The 13,928-nt window shown below is 67.1% G+C and carries 11 protein-coding genes; 5 read left to right on the top strand and 6 right to left on the bottom strand.

Features of this window, described 5'->3' with window-relative positions:
* Positions 1-72: 72 nt before the first annotated feature.
* Positions 73-456 (top strand): chorismate mutase, encoded by a 384-nt coding sequence (gene aroH, locus VNN10_11590; GenBank protein HXH22664.1) that lies wholly within the window; start codon positions 73-75, stop codon positions 454-456.
* A 4-nt stretch (positions 457-460) separates the two neighbouring features.
* Positions 461-1,588: a 3-deoxy-7-phosphoheptulonate synthase AroG gene (aroG, locus tag VNN10_11585; GenBank protein ID HXH22663.1), complete on the top strand. Its 1,128-nt coding sequence runs from the start codon at positions 461-463 to the stop codon at positions 1,586-1,588.
* Positions 1,589-1,665: 77 nt separating this feature from the next.
* Here aroG and VNN10_11580 read toward each other — a convergent pair whose 3' ends face one another.
* On the bottom strand, positions 1,666-3,753 hold the full coding sequence (locus VNN10_11580; GenBank protein HXH22662.1) for a hypothetical protein: 2,088 nt from the start codon (positions 3,751-3,753) through the stop codon (positions 1,666-1,668).
* Positions 3,754-4,072: 319 nt separating this feature from the next.
* Between VNN10_11580 and fusA the strand changes: the two genes are divergently transcribed.
* On the top strand, positions 4,073-6,145 hold the full coding sequence (gene fusA / locus VNN10_11575; GenBank protein ID HXH22661.1) for an elongation factor G: 2,073 nt from the start codon (positions 4,073-4,075) through the stop codon (positions 6,143-6,145).
* A gap of 371 nt (positions 6,146-6,516) precedes the next feature.
* On the opposite strand, the gene VNN10_11570 is transcribed toward fusA, so the two are convergent.
* The 3 genes from VNN10_11570 to VNN10_11560 form a co-directional block, all read right to left on the bottom strand.
* Positions 6,517-7,881 carry an FAD-binding oxidoreductase gene (locus VNN10_11570; GenBank protein HXH22660.1) on the bottom strand — a complete coding sequence of 455 codons (1,365 nt, stop codon included), beginning with the start codon at positions 7,879-7,881 and terminating at the stop codon, positions 6,517-6,519.
* Between the two features lie 162 nt (positions 7,882-8,043).
* Positions 8,044-9,729 (bottom strand): LuxR C-terminal-related transcriptional regulator, encoded by a 1,686-nt coding sequence (locus VNN10_11565; protein ID HXH22659.1) that lies wholly within the window; start codon positions 9,727-9,729, stop codon positions 8,044-8,046.
* A gap of 165 nt (positions 9,730-9,894) precedes the next feature.
* On the bottom strand, positions 9,895-10,509 hold the full coding sequence (locus tag VNN10_11560) for a helix-turn-helix domain-containing protein (GenBank protein HXH22658.1): 615 nt from the start codon (positions 10,507-10,509) through the stop codon (positions 9,895-9,897).
* Between the two features lie 274 nt (positions 10,510-10,783).
* Here VNN10_11560 and VNN10_11555 point away from each other — a divergent pair, with 274 nt between their 5' ends.
* Complete coding sequence (locus VNN10_11555) at positions 10,784-11,176, top strand: hypothetical protein (protein ID HXH22657.1); 393 nt, start codon at positions 10,784-10,786, stop codon at positions 11,174-11,176.
* Between the two features lie 58 nt (positions 11,177-11,234).
* Entirely contained in the window at positions 11,235-11,627 is a 393-nt protein-coding gene (locus tag VNN10_11550) for a VOC family protein (protein ID HXH22656.1), read from the top strand.
* A gap of 54 nt (positions 11,628-11,681) precedes the next feature.
* On the opposite strand, the gene dapA is transcribed toward VNN10_11550, so the two are convergent.
* On the bottom strand, positions 11,682-12,626 hold the full coding sequence (gene dapA, locus VNN10_11545) for a 4-hydroxy-tetrahydrodipicolinate synthase (protein ID HXH22655.1): 945 nt from the start codon (positions 12,624-12,626) through the stop codon (positions 11,682-11,684).
* Between the two features lie 44 nt (positions 12,627-12,670).
* Positions 12,671-13,687, bottom strand: coding sequence for an aspartate-semialdehyde dehydrogenase (locus tag VNN10_11540; protein ID HXH22654.1), 1,017 nt, complete (start codon positions 13,685-13,687; stop codon positions 12,671-12,673).
* Positions 13,688-13,928: the final 241 nt, after the last annotated feature.

Genomic DNA, 13,928 nt, shown 5'->3' with positions numbered 1-13,928 from the left:
GAAGGACAATCGTCCGCCCGGACGATAAGAGAAAAGGCCCGCAGCGGCCGAGAAGGGGAGACGACGCACCTCATGGCATGCCGGGGTATCCGCGGCGCGACCACCGCAGAAGCCAACACGCGCGAAGCCATCCTCGAAGCCACCCGAGAACTACTGGCGGAGATGGTGCGCGCCAATGATGTCCGCGCCGAGGACGTTGCCAGCGCTTACTTCACGACGACCGTGGACCTCAACGCCGAGTTCCCGGCGCTGAGCGCCCGGAACGACTTCGGCTGGCACAACGTTGCCCTGATGTGCGGCCACGAAATGGCCGTCCCCGGCAGCCTGCCGATGTGCGTCCGGATCCTCCTGCACGTCAACACGGACAGGACCCAGGACGAAATCTGTCATGTCTACCTGCGCGGCGCGGCCGTCCTCCGGCCGGACCTGCCCCGCGCGGACGCTCGAAGGGATTAGCACGATGGTAACCACCAAGAACGGCACGCCCCCCGCCAAGACCACGGCCTCGAGGCCCCAGACGGACGACGTCCGCATCGTCGAAATAAAGGAGCTCTCGTCGCCCGACGAGGTCCTGGCGGAGCTTCCGATCACCGACAAGGCGGCACGCACGGTCTACGACACGCGCCAGGCCATCCACCGCATCCTGCATGGCGCAGACGACCGCCTGCTCGTCGTCATCGGTCCCTGCTCGATCCACGACGTCAAAGCCGCGAAGGAGTACGGCGGCCTCCTCAAGGAGGCGCGCGACCGGCTTTCGAAGCACCTGCTCATCGTCATGCGCGTCTACTTCGAGAAGCCGCGCACTACCATCGGCTGGAAGGGGCTCATCAACGACCCCTACCTGGACGGGAGCTTCCAGATCAACCACGGGCTGCGTACCGCGCGCGGGCTGCTACTGGACCTTGCGAACGACGGCATACCGGCAGGGACCGAGTTCCTGGACATGATCACGCCTCAGTACATCGCCGACCTCGTGGCCTGGGGGGCCATCGGCGCCCGCACGACGGAGAGCCAGATCCACCGCGAGCTGGCGTCCGGCCTCTCCTGTCCTGTCGGCTTCAAGAACGGCACCGACGGCAACGTGCGTATCGCGGTGGACGCCCTGAGGGCGGCGCAAGTGCCGCACCACTTCCTCTCCGTGACCAAGGCGGGACACTCCGCGATCGTATCGACGGCCGGGAACGAGGACTGCCACATCATCCTGCGCGGTGGCCGCGAGCCCAACTACGACCCCGACAGCATCGATGCGGCGTCCCGGGAGCTGGCGAGCGCCGGCCTGCCCGCGCGGATCATGATCGACTTCAGCCACGGCAACAGCATGAAGCAGCACGAGCGCCAGCTCGACGTCGGGGCCTCGGTGGCGCAGCAGATAGCGAACGGCGACGAGCGGATCGTGGGCGTGATGGTCGAGAGCCACCTGAAGGAAGGCCGGCAGGACTACATTCCCGGGCGGGAGCTCGTGTACGGCATGAGCATCACGGATGCCTGCCTCGGCTGGGAGGACAGTCGCGGCCTGCTCGACCTGCTGGCAGAGGCGGTCATGAAACGCCGGCTGAAAGCGGAGGCCGCCGGAGGCGGCGGCTCCTGAGAGGTTGACCATCGCCCTCGGCGGGAGCCGACCGATCGTAGCCACCCGTGCCGGCGCGCGCGCGAGGATGCCGTCCTCTAATCGGTGAAGTAGGCGTAGCGAATGCGCCCGTCCGGGTGAAATTCAACCAGCTTCTTAGCGCCCTTCGTCCCAGGCCGGGTCTCCAGCACGATGTCGGCGAAGATTTTCGCCTTACCCGCAGGGATGTCATGCCACTCCAGATGGGGGCCGTGCTGGGCGGCGAACGGGCCTTTGGTCAGCTCCTGCACGTCTGCGAACGAACCTTCGCCACCGCCCGGCTTCCGTATCTCGAACAAGTCATAGTCGGAGGTGAACGCCTTGCCGTTCCGTGGGTCAGTGATAGTGTTGCCGGAACGGCCGATCTTTCCGCTGGCCTCCAGCTGGGCTACCTCGTCTGCAAGCCCGACGAACTCGGCCTGACGCGCGTTGTAGCGCTTCAGGATGATCTCCTTCGTCTTCGGTGAAAGGAGCTCGAACTTCGCGGGTAGCTTCGGCTTGAAGTAGCCGACCATGCCCAGCTCTGAGGGATCCGCGCCGATCAGGGTGTCGATCTTGTTGATGCTCTTCATCTTGATGAACTCAGGCTTGGGTGAATGCCCGGCCGCGCGTAGCTGTATCGCGATGTCCTCGACCGGGCGGACGCGGATGATGACGCCCTTCTCTTTCGCGACCTTCAGCGCCTGCAAGGCCGCCTCGGCGCCAACGCCGCCCTCCAGCCCGGCCTTCGCCGCCCGGCGCGCCTTCGCCCAACGGATCATCTGCCGCGCCTTGCCTGCTCCCTGGGCGCCGCTCTTGACGATCATGTAGAGGTTCGCTGTCTCGCGACCAATCCCCTCCCAGTCGCCGGTCTCGACGGCCTCGAGCCAGCGTTTCGGCGTCTCGACGATACCCAGGGCCATGTCTTTGAGGATCTCGGTGGTGCCCTTGCCCTGCTTCGCCGCTTCCGCGAGGTCGCTGACGAACTTCGGCTCGTACCAGCCGGCGCTGACGAAGTGGGCTCCGATCTGCGCCAGGTCCACGACCTGTTTCCCCGCCTCGACAAACGGCCCGATGAGGCCGGAAATGACCCCTTTGACGAAACGAAAGCCCTTTTCCAGCCATGTAACGTGTGGCGGCCTCGCCTCGAGGGCGCGGTCGCGCTTCTCCGTTACTTCCTCCGCCAGGCGAGAGAACGCGGAGGCGTAGTTGCTGTCCGGTGCGTCTTTGGCCAGGCGGTCAAGGCGGTCTTTCTCCTCCCAGACGCGTTCCTGCCAGCCGGGCACGATCTTGTCTTCGTCCTTGCCCTCCGAGCGGATATCGGCAACGACGTCCAAGAGCTCTTCGAGCTCTTCGAGCCGCTCGCGGGCCGCCTGCAGCTCGCCAAACCACAGGTGCTTGTCGTTGTCGAGCATGTACTTGAGCGGCGTGTAGTCGTCGATGACGACGAGGTCAAGGCCGACGCTCTCTATGCGCTTCTTGACCCCTTCGAATTCACGGTCCAAATACTCGAGGGCGCGCAGGCTGGCGCGGCTCGCTTCGTCCATCAGGCGGTCACGCTCGGCCTCGTAGCGGGCCTTCACGTCGAGCCACTCCTGCGCCCGTGGGATGGTCTCGTCGTAGATCTTGTTCTTGAGCGCATCGAGCCAGGCGGTCGCCTGGGCTATGGCCTCCTCGCTGTCGGCTTCGCCGATCCTAGTCAGGACAAGGTCGAGTTCCGTGCCCCACTTGAACCGGTCGGGCGTCGGCTCCCGCGCCAGGTCCAGTCGCAGCTTCCAGGCCTCCTGGTAGAGCTTCTCCCAGCGCTGCTTCGCCGGCGGGCTGAGCTTCTCCTGGGGGTCTGCCGCGACGGGCGCGGGTTGGCGCTGGACGGCCGCCACGGGCCGGCCTTCGTGTGGCTGAACCCCGTTGGCGGATGGAGCGTCCGACGTGGCGACAGGAGCCGGCGCGCTCACTGCCGCGCGCACTGAGGAGACGGCCACCGCCCGCCGGGAGCCTGCCGCTGCCTTGACGTCCGCCGAACGCTCGGTGACGTAGCGCGAGAGTGCCGCGTTGCCGAGCAAGTTCTGGAGCCGGCGAAGGTGAGCAAGGTCCTGTGGCAGCGGCGCGAGCAAGTCTTCGCCCTGAGGGGGCTTCTCGCGCGAGCGGCGCCTGGCCCCCTTTGTCATATTCGCAGTGCGCTTTCCGCCCGCCAATTCATCGCTCCCGCTCCGGGTGTGGCGTGACCAGATTAGGACTGCACTATTGACATTTCGTTGACAAGCCCTTGAAAGCCTCTGCTCTGCTTGACCGCGTACGCGCCTCTTACCAGGGCGGCCGCGGCGCCCCGGTCTTGTGCCGGCCGCGAAAACGAACCACGCTCGGCCATATGTCGGTCACTGGCCGTCACCATACGTCTGGCCTACAATCGCTTACTACACCCCGTCTGCTCGCAGCGGCGGGGCGCCGCCGACGCTCGACTCTGACCCGACGGAAGGCCACCGCTCTATGAAGGACTACCCCACAGAGAAGATCCGGAACCTCGTCCTCCTCGGACACGGCGGCACCGGCAAGACGACGCTTGCCGAGGCCGCCCTTTTCGTTTCCGGCGCCATCAACCGCATGGGGAAGGTCGAGGACGGGACGACGACGTCCGACTTCGACCCCGATGAGGTAAAGCGCAAGGTCAGCATCAACGCTTCGATCCTTCCCACGGAGTGGAAGGACCGGAAGCTCAACTTCATCGACGCACCCGGTTACGCCGACTTCATCGGCGATGCCTATAGCGGGCTGGCGGCAGCGGACGCCGCCGTCGTGGTGGTCTGCGGCGCCTCCGGCGTGCAGGTGGGGACCGAGCAGGCCTGGGGGATGGCTGAGCAGCGGGGGATCCCGCGCGCGATAGTCATCAACCGCATGGACCGCGAGAACGCAAACTTTGCGGCCACCCTCGAGCAGGTGCGCTCAGTGCTCAGCAAGCGCTGCGTCCCCATCCACCTGCCCATCGGCAGCCAGGACAGCTTCAAGGGCGTCATCGACGTCGTCGACATGAAGGCCTTCCTTGGCGACAAGGCAGCACCGGCCGACCTCCCGGAGGATATGGCCGACCAGATCAGTTCGGCGCGGGAGGCCCTTCTCGAGGTTGTGGCCGAGGCCGATGACGATCTGACGATGAAGTACCTCGAAGGCGAAGAGCTGACGCCCGACGAGGTCCGCCAGGGGCTGGAGGCCGGGATCGCCTCCGGTACCGTGGTGCCCGTAATGGTGGCCTCCGGCGCGAAAGTGGTGGGCCTCCAACCTCTCCTGGACGCAATCGCCAGGTACTTCCCCTCGCCCGCGGCCCGGACCGTAACCGCGAAGGACGGCTCGGGCGCCGCCGTCGAGCTGAAGGCGGACGTCTCGGGTCCACTGGCAGCGCAAGTCTTCAAGACGACGGCCGACCCCTACGTCGGCAAGCTCACCTACCTGCGCGTGTTCTCCGGCGTCCTCAAAGCCGACTCGCACGTTTGGAACGCGAACAAGAACGCTGACGAGCGCGTGGGCCAGCTCTTCATGGTACGCGGCAAGACCCAGGAGCCAGTGCAGCAGTTGATCGCGGGCGACATCGGCGCCGTCGCCAAGCTCGACAAGACCGTGACGAGCGACACGCTCACGTTGCGCGAGAAGCCGATCATCCTGCCCCCTATCGCTTTCCCCTCGCCAACTTTCAATGTGGCCGTCTATCCGCGCTCGAAAGCGGACACGGAGAAGATGTCCACCGCCCTGGCGCGTATCACCGAAGAGGACCCCGTGCTGCGCGTGCAGCGCGACCCCGATACCGGCGAGACCATCCTCAGCGGCCTCGGCGAATCGCACGTCGAGATCGCCGTCGAGAAGATGAAGCGCAAGTTCGGCGCGGACATCGTGCTCCAGACCCCGAAGGTGCCTTACAAGGAGACGATCACGACCGCGGCGAGCGCGGAGTACACACACAAGAAGCAGACCGGGGGCCACGGTCAGTACGCCAAGGTGCTGCTGTCCGTCGAGCCGCTGCCGCGCGGCGCCGGCTTCGAATTCGTCAACAAGGTCGTCGGCGGCAACGTGCCGAAGCAGTACATCCCGGCTGTAGAGGCTGGAGTGGTCGAGGCGCTGCAGGAGGGTGCGCTGGCGCACTGCCAGATGGTGGACCTGCGCGTGACCTTGCTGGACGGCAAGGACCACCCTGTGGACTCCTCGGAGATGGCATTCAAGCTCGCCGGCTCGCAGGCGCTGAAGGCCTGCACGCAGAAGGCACGCCCAGTGCTCCTGGAGCCGATCCTGAACGTGCGAGTGAAGGCGCCCGAGGCCTACACCGGCGACATCGTCAGCGACCTCAACGGCAAGCGGGCGCGGGTGCTTGGCATCACGCCCGAGGACGGCGTGACGGTAATCGACGCCCAGGCGCCGGCGGCGGAGATGCTACGCTACAGCACCGACCTCCGCTCCCTCACCCAGGGCCGCGCGACCTTCGAGGTCAGCTTCGACCACTACGAAGAGGTCCCGGAGCACGTGGCGAAGAAGGTGGTGGAGGCGGCTGAGAAGGAGCGCGCGGCCGCGCACGCCTGAAGGGCGACCGGCCGCGTCTTCTGCGGCAACACTGCTCCCGTCGGTGGCTGCGCCGCTCGGGCCGGTCAGAGGATCCGAGGATTCGCGATCGCGGTGGCCTTCTATCCGTCCGCGTTCGGCTGGCCCGCGCGCGGCCATGGCGATGCCTTCGACAACACGGCTGGCGAGTCATCAGCCACCGGGGCCGTGGGCCGCCGGGTGTGGGAGGAGGCCGGCATCCTCCCTTGCATCTGCGCCGCAAGCATCAGGAGCAAGGCGGACCGGATGACGGTCGGACGTGAGCCCCGCCTTCCGCGAACCGGCGGGGCGCGGCCCCGGCGCGTGGCAGGCGGGGCCGCGAGGTGACACCGGTGGTCGGGTCGCCCGGCTCCTCAGGCGAGGCGCCGTGAGCGGAAGAGGTTGTCCGGGTCGTACTTGCGCTTGATCTGCGCGAGGCGATCGAAGTTTGCCCCGTGCGAGCGGGCAAATACGGCGTGGTCGCGCACGTCCTCGAAGTTCAGGTAGGACCCGCCGGTGGAATGGGGTTCGAGGGCGGCCGTCGTTTCGCGAGCCCAGGCCACGTTGGCCGCGTCGGCTGCCGCGTCCTCCCAGTTAGCCTCGATGCCGATGAGGTAGCCCGCGCCGCGTTGTCCGAACGCCGTCTGCTGCGGGTCGACGCGGTCAAGCGCGCCGCCGAGGGGCCAGACATCGACGCTGCTCAACGGCGAAGGCCGCCGGCGGCCGAAGTCCAGCAACGTGTCGATCGCGTCGTCTCCCAGCTTCGGCAGGTAACTCGACTTCCAGTAATAGCGGCGGCCGCTCGGATAGTCTTCGGCGAACAAGTGCTGGACCGCGAGGTAGGTGGTGCGCTCGCTGGCGTCCATCAGCGGCGTGGCGAGCTGACGCAACGGCTGGTATGCCCTTTCGCCTTCATCCGCCGGCCCATCGTAAATCCCGACCACCGCGACGAACTGCCGGCCCCAGAGTTCCTTCGGGTAAGGCTCCTCCGGAAACGTCCAGACGATGGCGAGAGGGCTCATCTCATCGGGCGCTCCTGCCATGAACTCCCGGAAATTCCGAAGCACCGTGCGGCCCTCCTCGATTGGATAGGCCGTGAAGACTAGGAAGATTTCAGGGGAGATGGGGCGGGCGCGGAATTCGAAAGAGGTGACGACGCCCATGTCCCAGCCGCCACCCCTCAGGGCCCAGAAGAGGTCCGGGTTCTCCTCGGCGCTGGCCCGTACCAGGCTGCCGCCGGCAGTTACCACGTCCGCGGAAATCAGGTTGTCGCTGGTCATGCCGCTCTTGCGCCGGAGGAGGCCGAGCCCACCGGCAAGTGTGAGGCCTGCAATTCCAGTGTCCGGGACGACCCCCAGCGGCACGCAGAGGCCGAAGGCTCCCGCCTCGCGGTCGACATCGCTGATGAGGGCGCCGCCCTCGGCGCGCACGGTGTTCGCCGCCGCGTCGACGCGCACCGAGCGCATGGGCGAGAGGTCGATCACTAGCCCACCATCGAGCAAGGCGCCGCCCGCGACGTGGTGTCCGCCACCACGGACGGAGACTCCAAGCCCGTGCTGCTTCGCGAAGCGCACAGCGTCGATTACGTCGGCGGCGCCCTGGCACTTCACGATCAGCGCCGGATGCTTGTCGATGGTGCCGTTCCACACCTGACGCGCCTGCTCGTAGCCCTCGTCGCCCGCCGCGATGACGCCGCCGCGCAAACCCGCCGCCAGTCCAGCCAGTGCTTCTCTGTCCACGTCCAACCTCCTCAATTCGATCCCGGGGACCCGCCGGGTGTCCGAGGACCGGCCGTCCGGCAAGCCCCGCGGGATGCCAGAAGCCTACAAAGGGCTGGGGAGGGCGCGCGTGCGTGTCTACACGCAAAACGCCTCATTCCCTACACGTAAATCGGGCCTAGTCTAGGTGGGGGAGGCGTGGCGGAGGGCGAAGGCTGTGGCGGCAGCGCGGGCCGCCTTGCCGTGCAGGTCCAGCTTCTCGTAGATCGTCGAGATGTGCCGTTCGACCGTGCGTACGCTCAGCACGAGCTCGTCGGCGATCTCCTGGTTGGTCCGCCCTTCAACCAGGAGCCAGAGGACCTCGCTCTCGCGGGCGGTGAGGCCGGGCAGCGGCCTCGGCTGGCCGGCGCTGCCCGAGCGGGGGAGAGCACCGGCTGCCCTGGCGGCGAGCTGTGCGTGGTAGGCGGCGCCAACCCGTTGGAAGCGCTGCAGGGCCGCGGCGGCTTGCTCGGTAGCGGCTTCAGGGCGCCCGAGCGCCTGCAGCGCGCGTGCGAGCTCCAGCCGGGCGCGGGCGCCATCGAAGCCGTTGCCTGTCACCTCGAACAGGTCGATGGCGTCTTCGAAACGCTCCCTTGCCAGTTGCAGTTCGCCTTCGGCCAGGGCGACAAGGCCGGCGCTGAGTGACGCTGAGGCGCGGAGCGACGCCGTGCCGACGGCCTGAGCCGCGGCAGCCGCCTGCTCCTGGTCCATGCGCGCGCTCTCGAGGTCCCCTTTGGCTATGCTCGCGCGGACCGCGACCTCGAGCGCGAAGACGCGCTCGGCCTGGTCTTCGTCCGAGATGCGCCGCAGGAAGCGTCGAACGAGGTCGAGCGCCGAGGACGGGTCGCTGCGGTCCAGCGCCAACGCCGCTTTGCCGAGCAAGCTCATGGGGTGCGTCTCGGCTCGGTTCAGGAGCTCCTCCGCTTCGGCCAGGCGACCCTGGCGCCGGCGCAGGTCGCCGAGCTTCGCGAGCGCCTCCGAGGCGTTGCCGGGGCGGCTCGTCTCCAGCTCTCGCGCCGCGGCCATAAGTTGCGCCTCGGCCTCGGCCCAGTCACCGCGCCAGACCAGCACCGTGGCGTAATAGGAACGGCAGATGGCAAAGAGCGAAGCAAGGCCCCACCGGCGACAGAAGTCGGTGGCGCGGTCACACCACTGCCGGGCGCGGTCGTAATCGGCCACGGCCTCGCAGGCGTAGATCGCGGCGCAGCAGGCGGTCCCTATCGCCAGAAGGTCGGACATTTCACCCGAGACGGCCGCGGCAGTCGCCTCGTCGAGCCGGCGCAAGCCTTCTTCGACGCGGCCTTCGCGCACCATCGCGAAGCCATCCAGGGCCACCGCCATCATCTCGAGGTCGAAGTTCTTCAGCTCGCGCGCCAGCCGCAGGGCCTCCGGCTGGTGCTTGCGAGCCCTGGCAACGTCTCCCTCGATAGCGGCTGCGACTACGCCCTGCCAGAACTCGAGCCACCCGTGCTCGTCACACAGTTCGATATCAGCGAGCAGGCTCGCGGCGCGCTGGAACCAGCCGCTCGCGACCGCAAGCTCGCCGCGGATGTCCCCGAAGTCCACGGCAATCGCCGTGGCGACCCGGGCCGCCGAGCGCCGGTCGCCACGGGCGCGATAGGCGTGGAAGGCCCGTTCGCGCGTGTCGAAAAGCTCCGTAACGTGGTCCAGCCAGTAACAGGCGAGGGCGTAGCCCTCCAACGCTTCGGGCGACTCCTCGACCTCGAGGACGCGGCGGAAGCGGTCCTTCGCCTCCGTCCAGGCGCCGCGCGCCAGCGCATCGCGGCCCGCCGCGAGCAGATCGGCGCTAAGGGCGGTCACGTCCGACATACAGTCCCGCCAGATTCTACAGCCGCGGCGGGGAGCGCGGGCGGGTCGGTGCCAGGAGGCCCAGTGCCCACCCGCGGGCAGGCAGGCACCTCCGTGCCCGCCAGAGCCGGCGCGGACGGAAGAGAGGCCTCGTGGGGCTACCTCAGTGAGAGAGTCTCGCCCCGGCTAGCTCGGCTCGCGGACCCGGTAGGTGCACGACTTGTCGCCGCGCAGCAGGCTGCGCACCAGACGAGCGTCGCCGCCGGTGAGCCGGCGCACGAACTCGACCTCCATGGCGCAAACGCCGCTGTTGTAGCGCGCCACGTTGGGGAAGGGACAGGTGAACTGGTGGATCAGGAACTCATCGCCGCTGGCCTCCGTCTCGGCCAGGCAGCCGCGCTCGTTAATGATGGCCGCCGCCTCGGACACGCGCGCCGCCAGGCCCAGCCCCCGGACACGCGGCTCGTACGGCTCGGCCGAACGCGCGGCCACGCGCATCAGGACGCTCTGCAGGCCCTGGCTCCCGGCTATCGCCCTTATCTCGGTCAGGAGAAGGTTGGCGAGGTCATCGTGGCGGTTGGGAAACAGGGCCAATCCGGAGGGGGTGAGGGAATAGACAAGGGCGGGGCGACCGACTCGCCCCCTGGTCTCCCGTACCTGCACCAGGCCGTCGCGCTCCAGCACCGTGAGGTGCTGGCGGATGCCCGTCGAGGTCAGCCCGAGGAGGTCGCCAAGCTCCTTCACCGTCGCCTCGCCGTGGCGACGCAGGTAGCCGAGGATCTCCTGACGCGTGGCCTGCATGGTCACCTTCCGCGGCGCATCACTCGCCCACTGCCGGGACGCCGCCGCGACAGAGACCGAGAGCTACCCGGCGCAATAGAAGAGCCAAACCCTGCTGAGGCTTCCAACTCGATATCCCGGCGAAGGCCGGAGAGTCGTCGCGACGACCGCCTTCGCAGGCGCAATAGACGCCTCCAATCGAATATAGCACAGCGTCAATTTGCATATTGAAGAGCCTTCCGGCCCAATCGAGAGGCGGCGGTTATACTACCGACGAGCACAAAGAGGTACGTCGATGACGGCAGACACAGACCCGCTTGCCCGCAAGGCCCACGCCGACCTCGTGGTGGAGCGCGCGGCCCAGCAGCTCCGTGACATCCTCCACGCCGCGGTCGCGTCCCTCGACCCTTTCCCGCCCTATCCGGGGTCCTTCTTCAACTACGGCATCGAGGTCGACGCCGGCGTCCTGGCGGGGCCGAACCGCGGCTGCATAGTCGTCGGGCGAGACGGGGAACTCTACGAGCTGATCATGCGCATGGACTTCTCCGGCGACGACAGCGACCCGGTGGGCATGCGCGACGAGGAGATGCGGCCCCTGGAGCTACTGCCGCACGAGTACATCATCCTCGCCCACCAGGCCATCAAGGCCGTGGTGGAGTACCAGCTGGAGCAACAGGAGAAGGCTTGATCCGCCACCGGCGGCCTCGGTCGCGGTCCGGCCACGGCGGATGCCAGGCAGAGGCAGCGTGAACGGCTTCGAGGCCATCATCGAGCTGGGCGCCGCGATCTACGTCGCGGACATCGAGCGCTCTCTGGGCTTCTACTGCGACGACCTCGGTTTCGAGGTCCTGCGGGACGAGGAGGACCCGGGCCAGGACAGGCGCATCGCAACCATCCGTTACGGCAACGTCGTGCTCGACCTCATTCAGGGAGAGAAGCCCGGCGGCCGCCGCGAGACCCATCGTCTGTTCTGGACCGTCGACGACCTCGAAGTCGGGATCGAGCACCTGGTGGCGGCCGGCGGCAGCGTCCTACGCCGCCTCGAATACGGAGTCTACTGCGCCGACCCTGATGGCAACGTCATCCTGGTGAAGCTCAAGGACATGGACCCTGAGCAGGCGCAGGAGCTGTTCTTCTAAGCGTCAGCGTGAGGTTGTCTCGCCGACGGCGAAGGGCCGCGAGCGGCGAGGCCGCTAGCGCGCTGCGGCGGCGATAGGGAGGTCGATCTGGTGGCGGCTGACCTCGGCCATGAGGCGGCTTGACGCCGCCGCGTCCAGGTCCCAGAGGGGCAAGCGCACGCCGCCCGCGTCGAAGCCGAGCTTATTGAGCGCGTGCTTCACCGGTACCGGGTTGCTGGCGATGGTCATGAGCGCGTTCATCAGCGGCAGGAGCCGGCGATGAAGTGCAGCGGCCTCTGAGGCCCTGCCGGCAAGGTGGGCTTCGATCATCGCCTTCACCTGGCGGCCCGTGAGATGGGAGGTCACGCAGATCACTCCGTAACCGCCGACGGCCAGCATGGGCAAGGTCAGCTGGTCGTCGCCGCTCCAGACGCGGAACTCGGGGCCTGCCTCCTCCACAATCCTGGCGACGGCGTCAAGGCTGCCGCTTGCCTCCTTGACGCCGACCACGTTGGGGATCGAGGCAGCGCGCACGATGGTCTCGGGGGCCATGTTGACGCTGGTGCGGCCCGGTATGTTGTAGAGGACGCAGGGGAGGTGGGTCGCCGCAGCGATGGCTTCGAAGTGGCGGTAAATGCCTTCCTGCGAAGGCTTGCTGTAATAGGGCACGGTGAGGAGGAGGCCGTCCACGCCGGCCCGCTCCGCTTCCCGCGAGAGCTCGATGCTTTCGGCAGTGTTGTAGGTGCCAGTCCCGGCCAGTACGGTCCCCCGGTCGCCTACCGCCTCTTTCACCGCCCCGAAGAGCCGGACCTTCTCGCGGGCGCTGAGGGTAGGCGCCTCGCCGGTGGTGCCGGCAACAACCACGCCGTCGCTGCCGCTGTCGAGAAGGGCCACGGCCAGGCGTTGCGCCTGGCCGTAGTCAACCTCTCCTGAGGGGGTAAAGGGAGTGATCATCGCCGTCAGGAGACGGCCTATTTCCTGGCGCGAGCGGGCCGTGCCGTTCCCAGACTCAGGGGTCATAGCCATCCTCCGGCCGTGCTTGAACTGGCCTGGCGGGGCCTAGATTATATGACGCCGCGCGAAATCATCTCCTCGGCGATCTGCAGGGCATTGAGGGCGGCCCCCTTGCGCAGGTTATCGCCGACCACCCAGAAGGTGATGCCGTTCTCGGTGGAGATGTCTCTGCGAATTCTGCCCACGAATACCGGGTCCTTCCCAGCGGCGTCCGCCGGCATCGGATAGACGTGCGCCGCGAGGTCATCCTGGACGACGACGCCCGGCGCGCAGGACAGCACCTGCCGCACTTCCGTAGGGTCGATAGGGTGCTCGAACTCGGCGTTTACGGCGGCGCTGTGGGCGAAGTATACGGGGACGCGCACGCAGGTCGCGGAAATGGCAATGGACTCGTCATGCATGATCTTGCGCGACTCGTTGGCCATCTTCATCTCTTCGCTCGTGTAGCCGTTCTCTCGCATTGACCCGATCTCGGGGATCAGATTGAACGCGATCTGGTGCGGGTACACATGCGGCGGGAAGGTGCCGCCGTCCATTACGCGTCTCGTGGAGGCTTGAAGCTCATCGACGGCGGCGCGGCCAGTGCCGGATACGGACTGATAGGTGGAAGCCACGATGCGCCGAACCCGGTTGCGCTGGTGCAGGGGCCACAGGGTGAGGACAACCGGGGTCGTCGAGCAGTTAGGGATGGCAAGGATGCCCTTGTGGTTCTCGACGTCCTGGGGGTTGATCTCGGGCACCACGAGCGGCACGTCCGGGTCCATGCGCCAGACACCGGAGTCATCGATGGCGACGGCGCCCGCCTTGGCAGCGATGGGGCAGTAGTCACGGGAGACCTCGTCCGTCGCCGATATGAAGGCAATGTCGCAGCCTTCGAAGGACTGAGGGGTGAGGGCCTCGACCTCGAGGAGGTCGCCGCGGAAGGGGATACGCTTGCCCGCGGAGCGGTGCGACGCGAGGAGCTTGAGGGACTTCAGCGGGAAGGTGCGCTTGGAGAGGATCTTGAGGAACTCCTCGCCAACAATTCCGGTCGCGCCAACAACCGCTACGTTGTAGCTCTTCGCCATATGCCGCACCTGGTTCCACCCGACAGGGAAAGATGAGGCTCGCCGTGCGGCGAGCCACCTCATGATATGCGATCTAAATCGCGGTGTCCAAATGCTATGTTCGAATTAAATGACTGGTCAGGTGAGAAAGCGGTAACGGTAAGCCGGAAGCAGGCCGCCCGAGCCTGAGGCCCCGGGACGGAGATTCTAGCCTGGTCCTTGTTTCTTGTTCCGTGGCCGGTACTCTCCGCCTGACGGACGG

Source organism: Dehalococcoidia bacterium, assembly GCA_035574915.1.
Taxonomy (GTDB): Bacteria; Chloroflexota; Dehalococcoidia; order DSTF01; family WHTK01; genus DATLYJ01.
The sequence above is the reverse complement of the archived record's forward strand: the minus strand, read 5'-3'. Positions and strand labels throughout refer to the sequence as shown.

What these genes read in the sequence shown, in the direction of transcription:
- dapA (HXH22655.1), bottom strand. Translation starts at nt 12,626, where the DNA reads ATGACCCCTGAGTCTGGGAACGGCACGGCCCGCTCGCGCCAGGAAATA.
- VNN10_11565 (HXH22659.1), bottom strand. Translation starts at nt 9,729, where the DNA reads ATGTCGGACGTGACCGCCCTTAGCGCCGATCTGCTCGCGGCGGGCCGC.
- VNN10_11555 (HXH22657.1), top strand. Translation starts at nt 10,784, where the DNA reads ATGACGGCAGACACAGACCCGCTTGCCCGCAAGGCCCACGCCGACCTC.
- VNN10_11560 (HXH22658.1), bottom strand. Translation starts at nt 10,509, where the DNA reads ATGCAGGCCACGCGTCAGGAGATCCTCGGCTACCTGCGTCGCCACGGC.
- aroG (HXH22663.1), top strand. Translation starts at nt 461, where the DNA reads ATGGTAACCACCAAGAACGGCACGCCCCCCGCCAAGACCACGGCCTCG.
- fusA (HXH22661.1), top strand. Translation starts at nt 4,073, where the DNA reads ATGAAGGACTACCCCACAGAGAAGATCCGGAACCTCGTCCTCCTCGGA.
- VNN10_11540 (HXH22654.1), bottom strand. Translation starts at nt 13,687, where the DNA reads ATGGCGAAGAGCTACAACGTAGCGGTTGTTGGCGCGACCGGAATTGTT.
- aroH (HXH22664.1), top strand. Translation starts at nt 73, where the DNA reads ATGGCATGCCGGGGTATCCGCGGCGCGACCACCGCAGAAGCCAACACG.
- VNN10_11580 (HXH22662.1), bottom strand. Translation starts at nt 3,753, where the DNA reads ATGACAAAGGGGGCCAGGCGCCGCTCGCGCGAGAAGCCCCCTCAGGGC.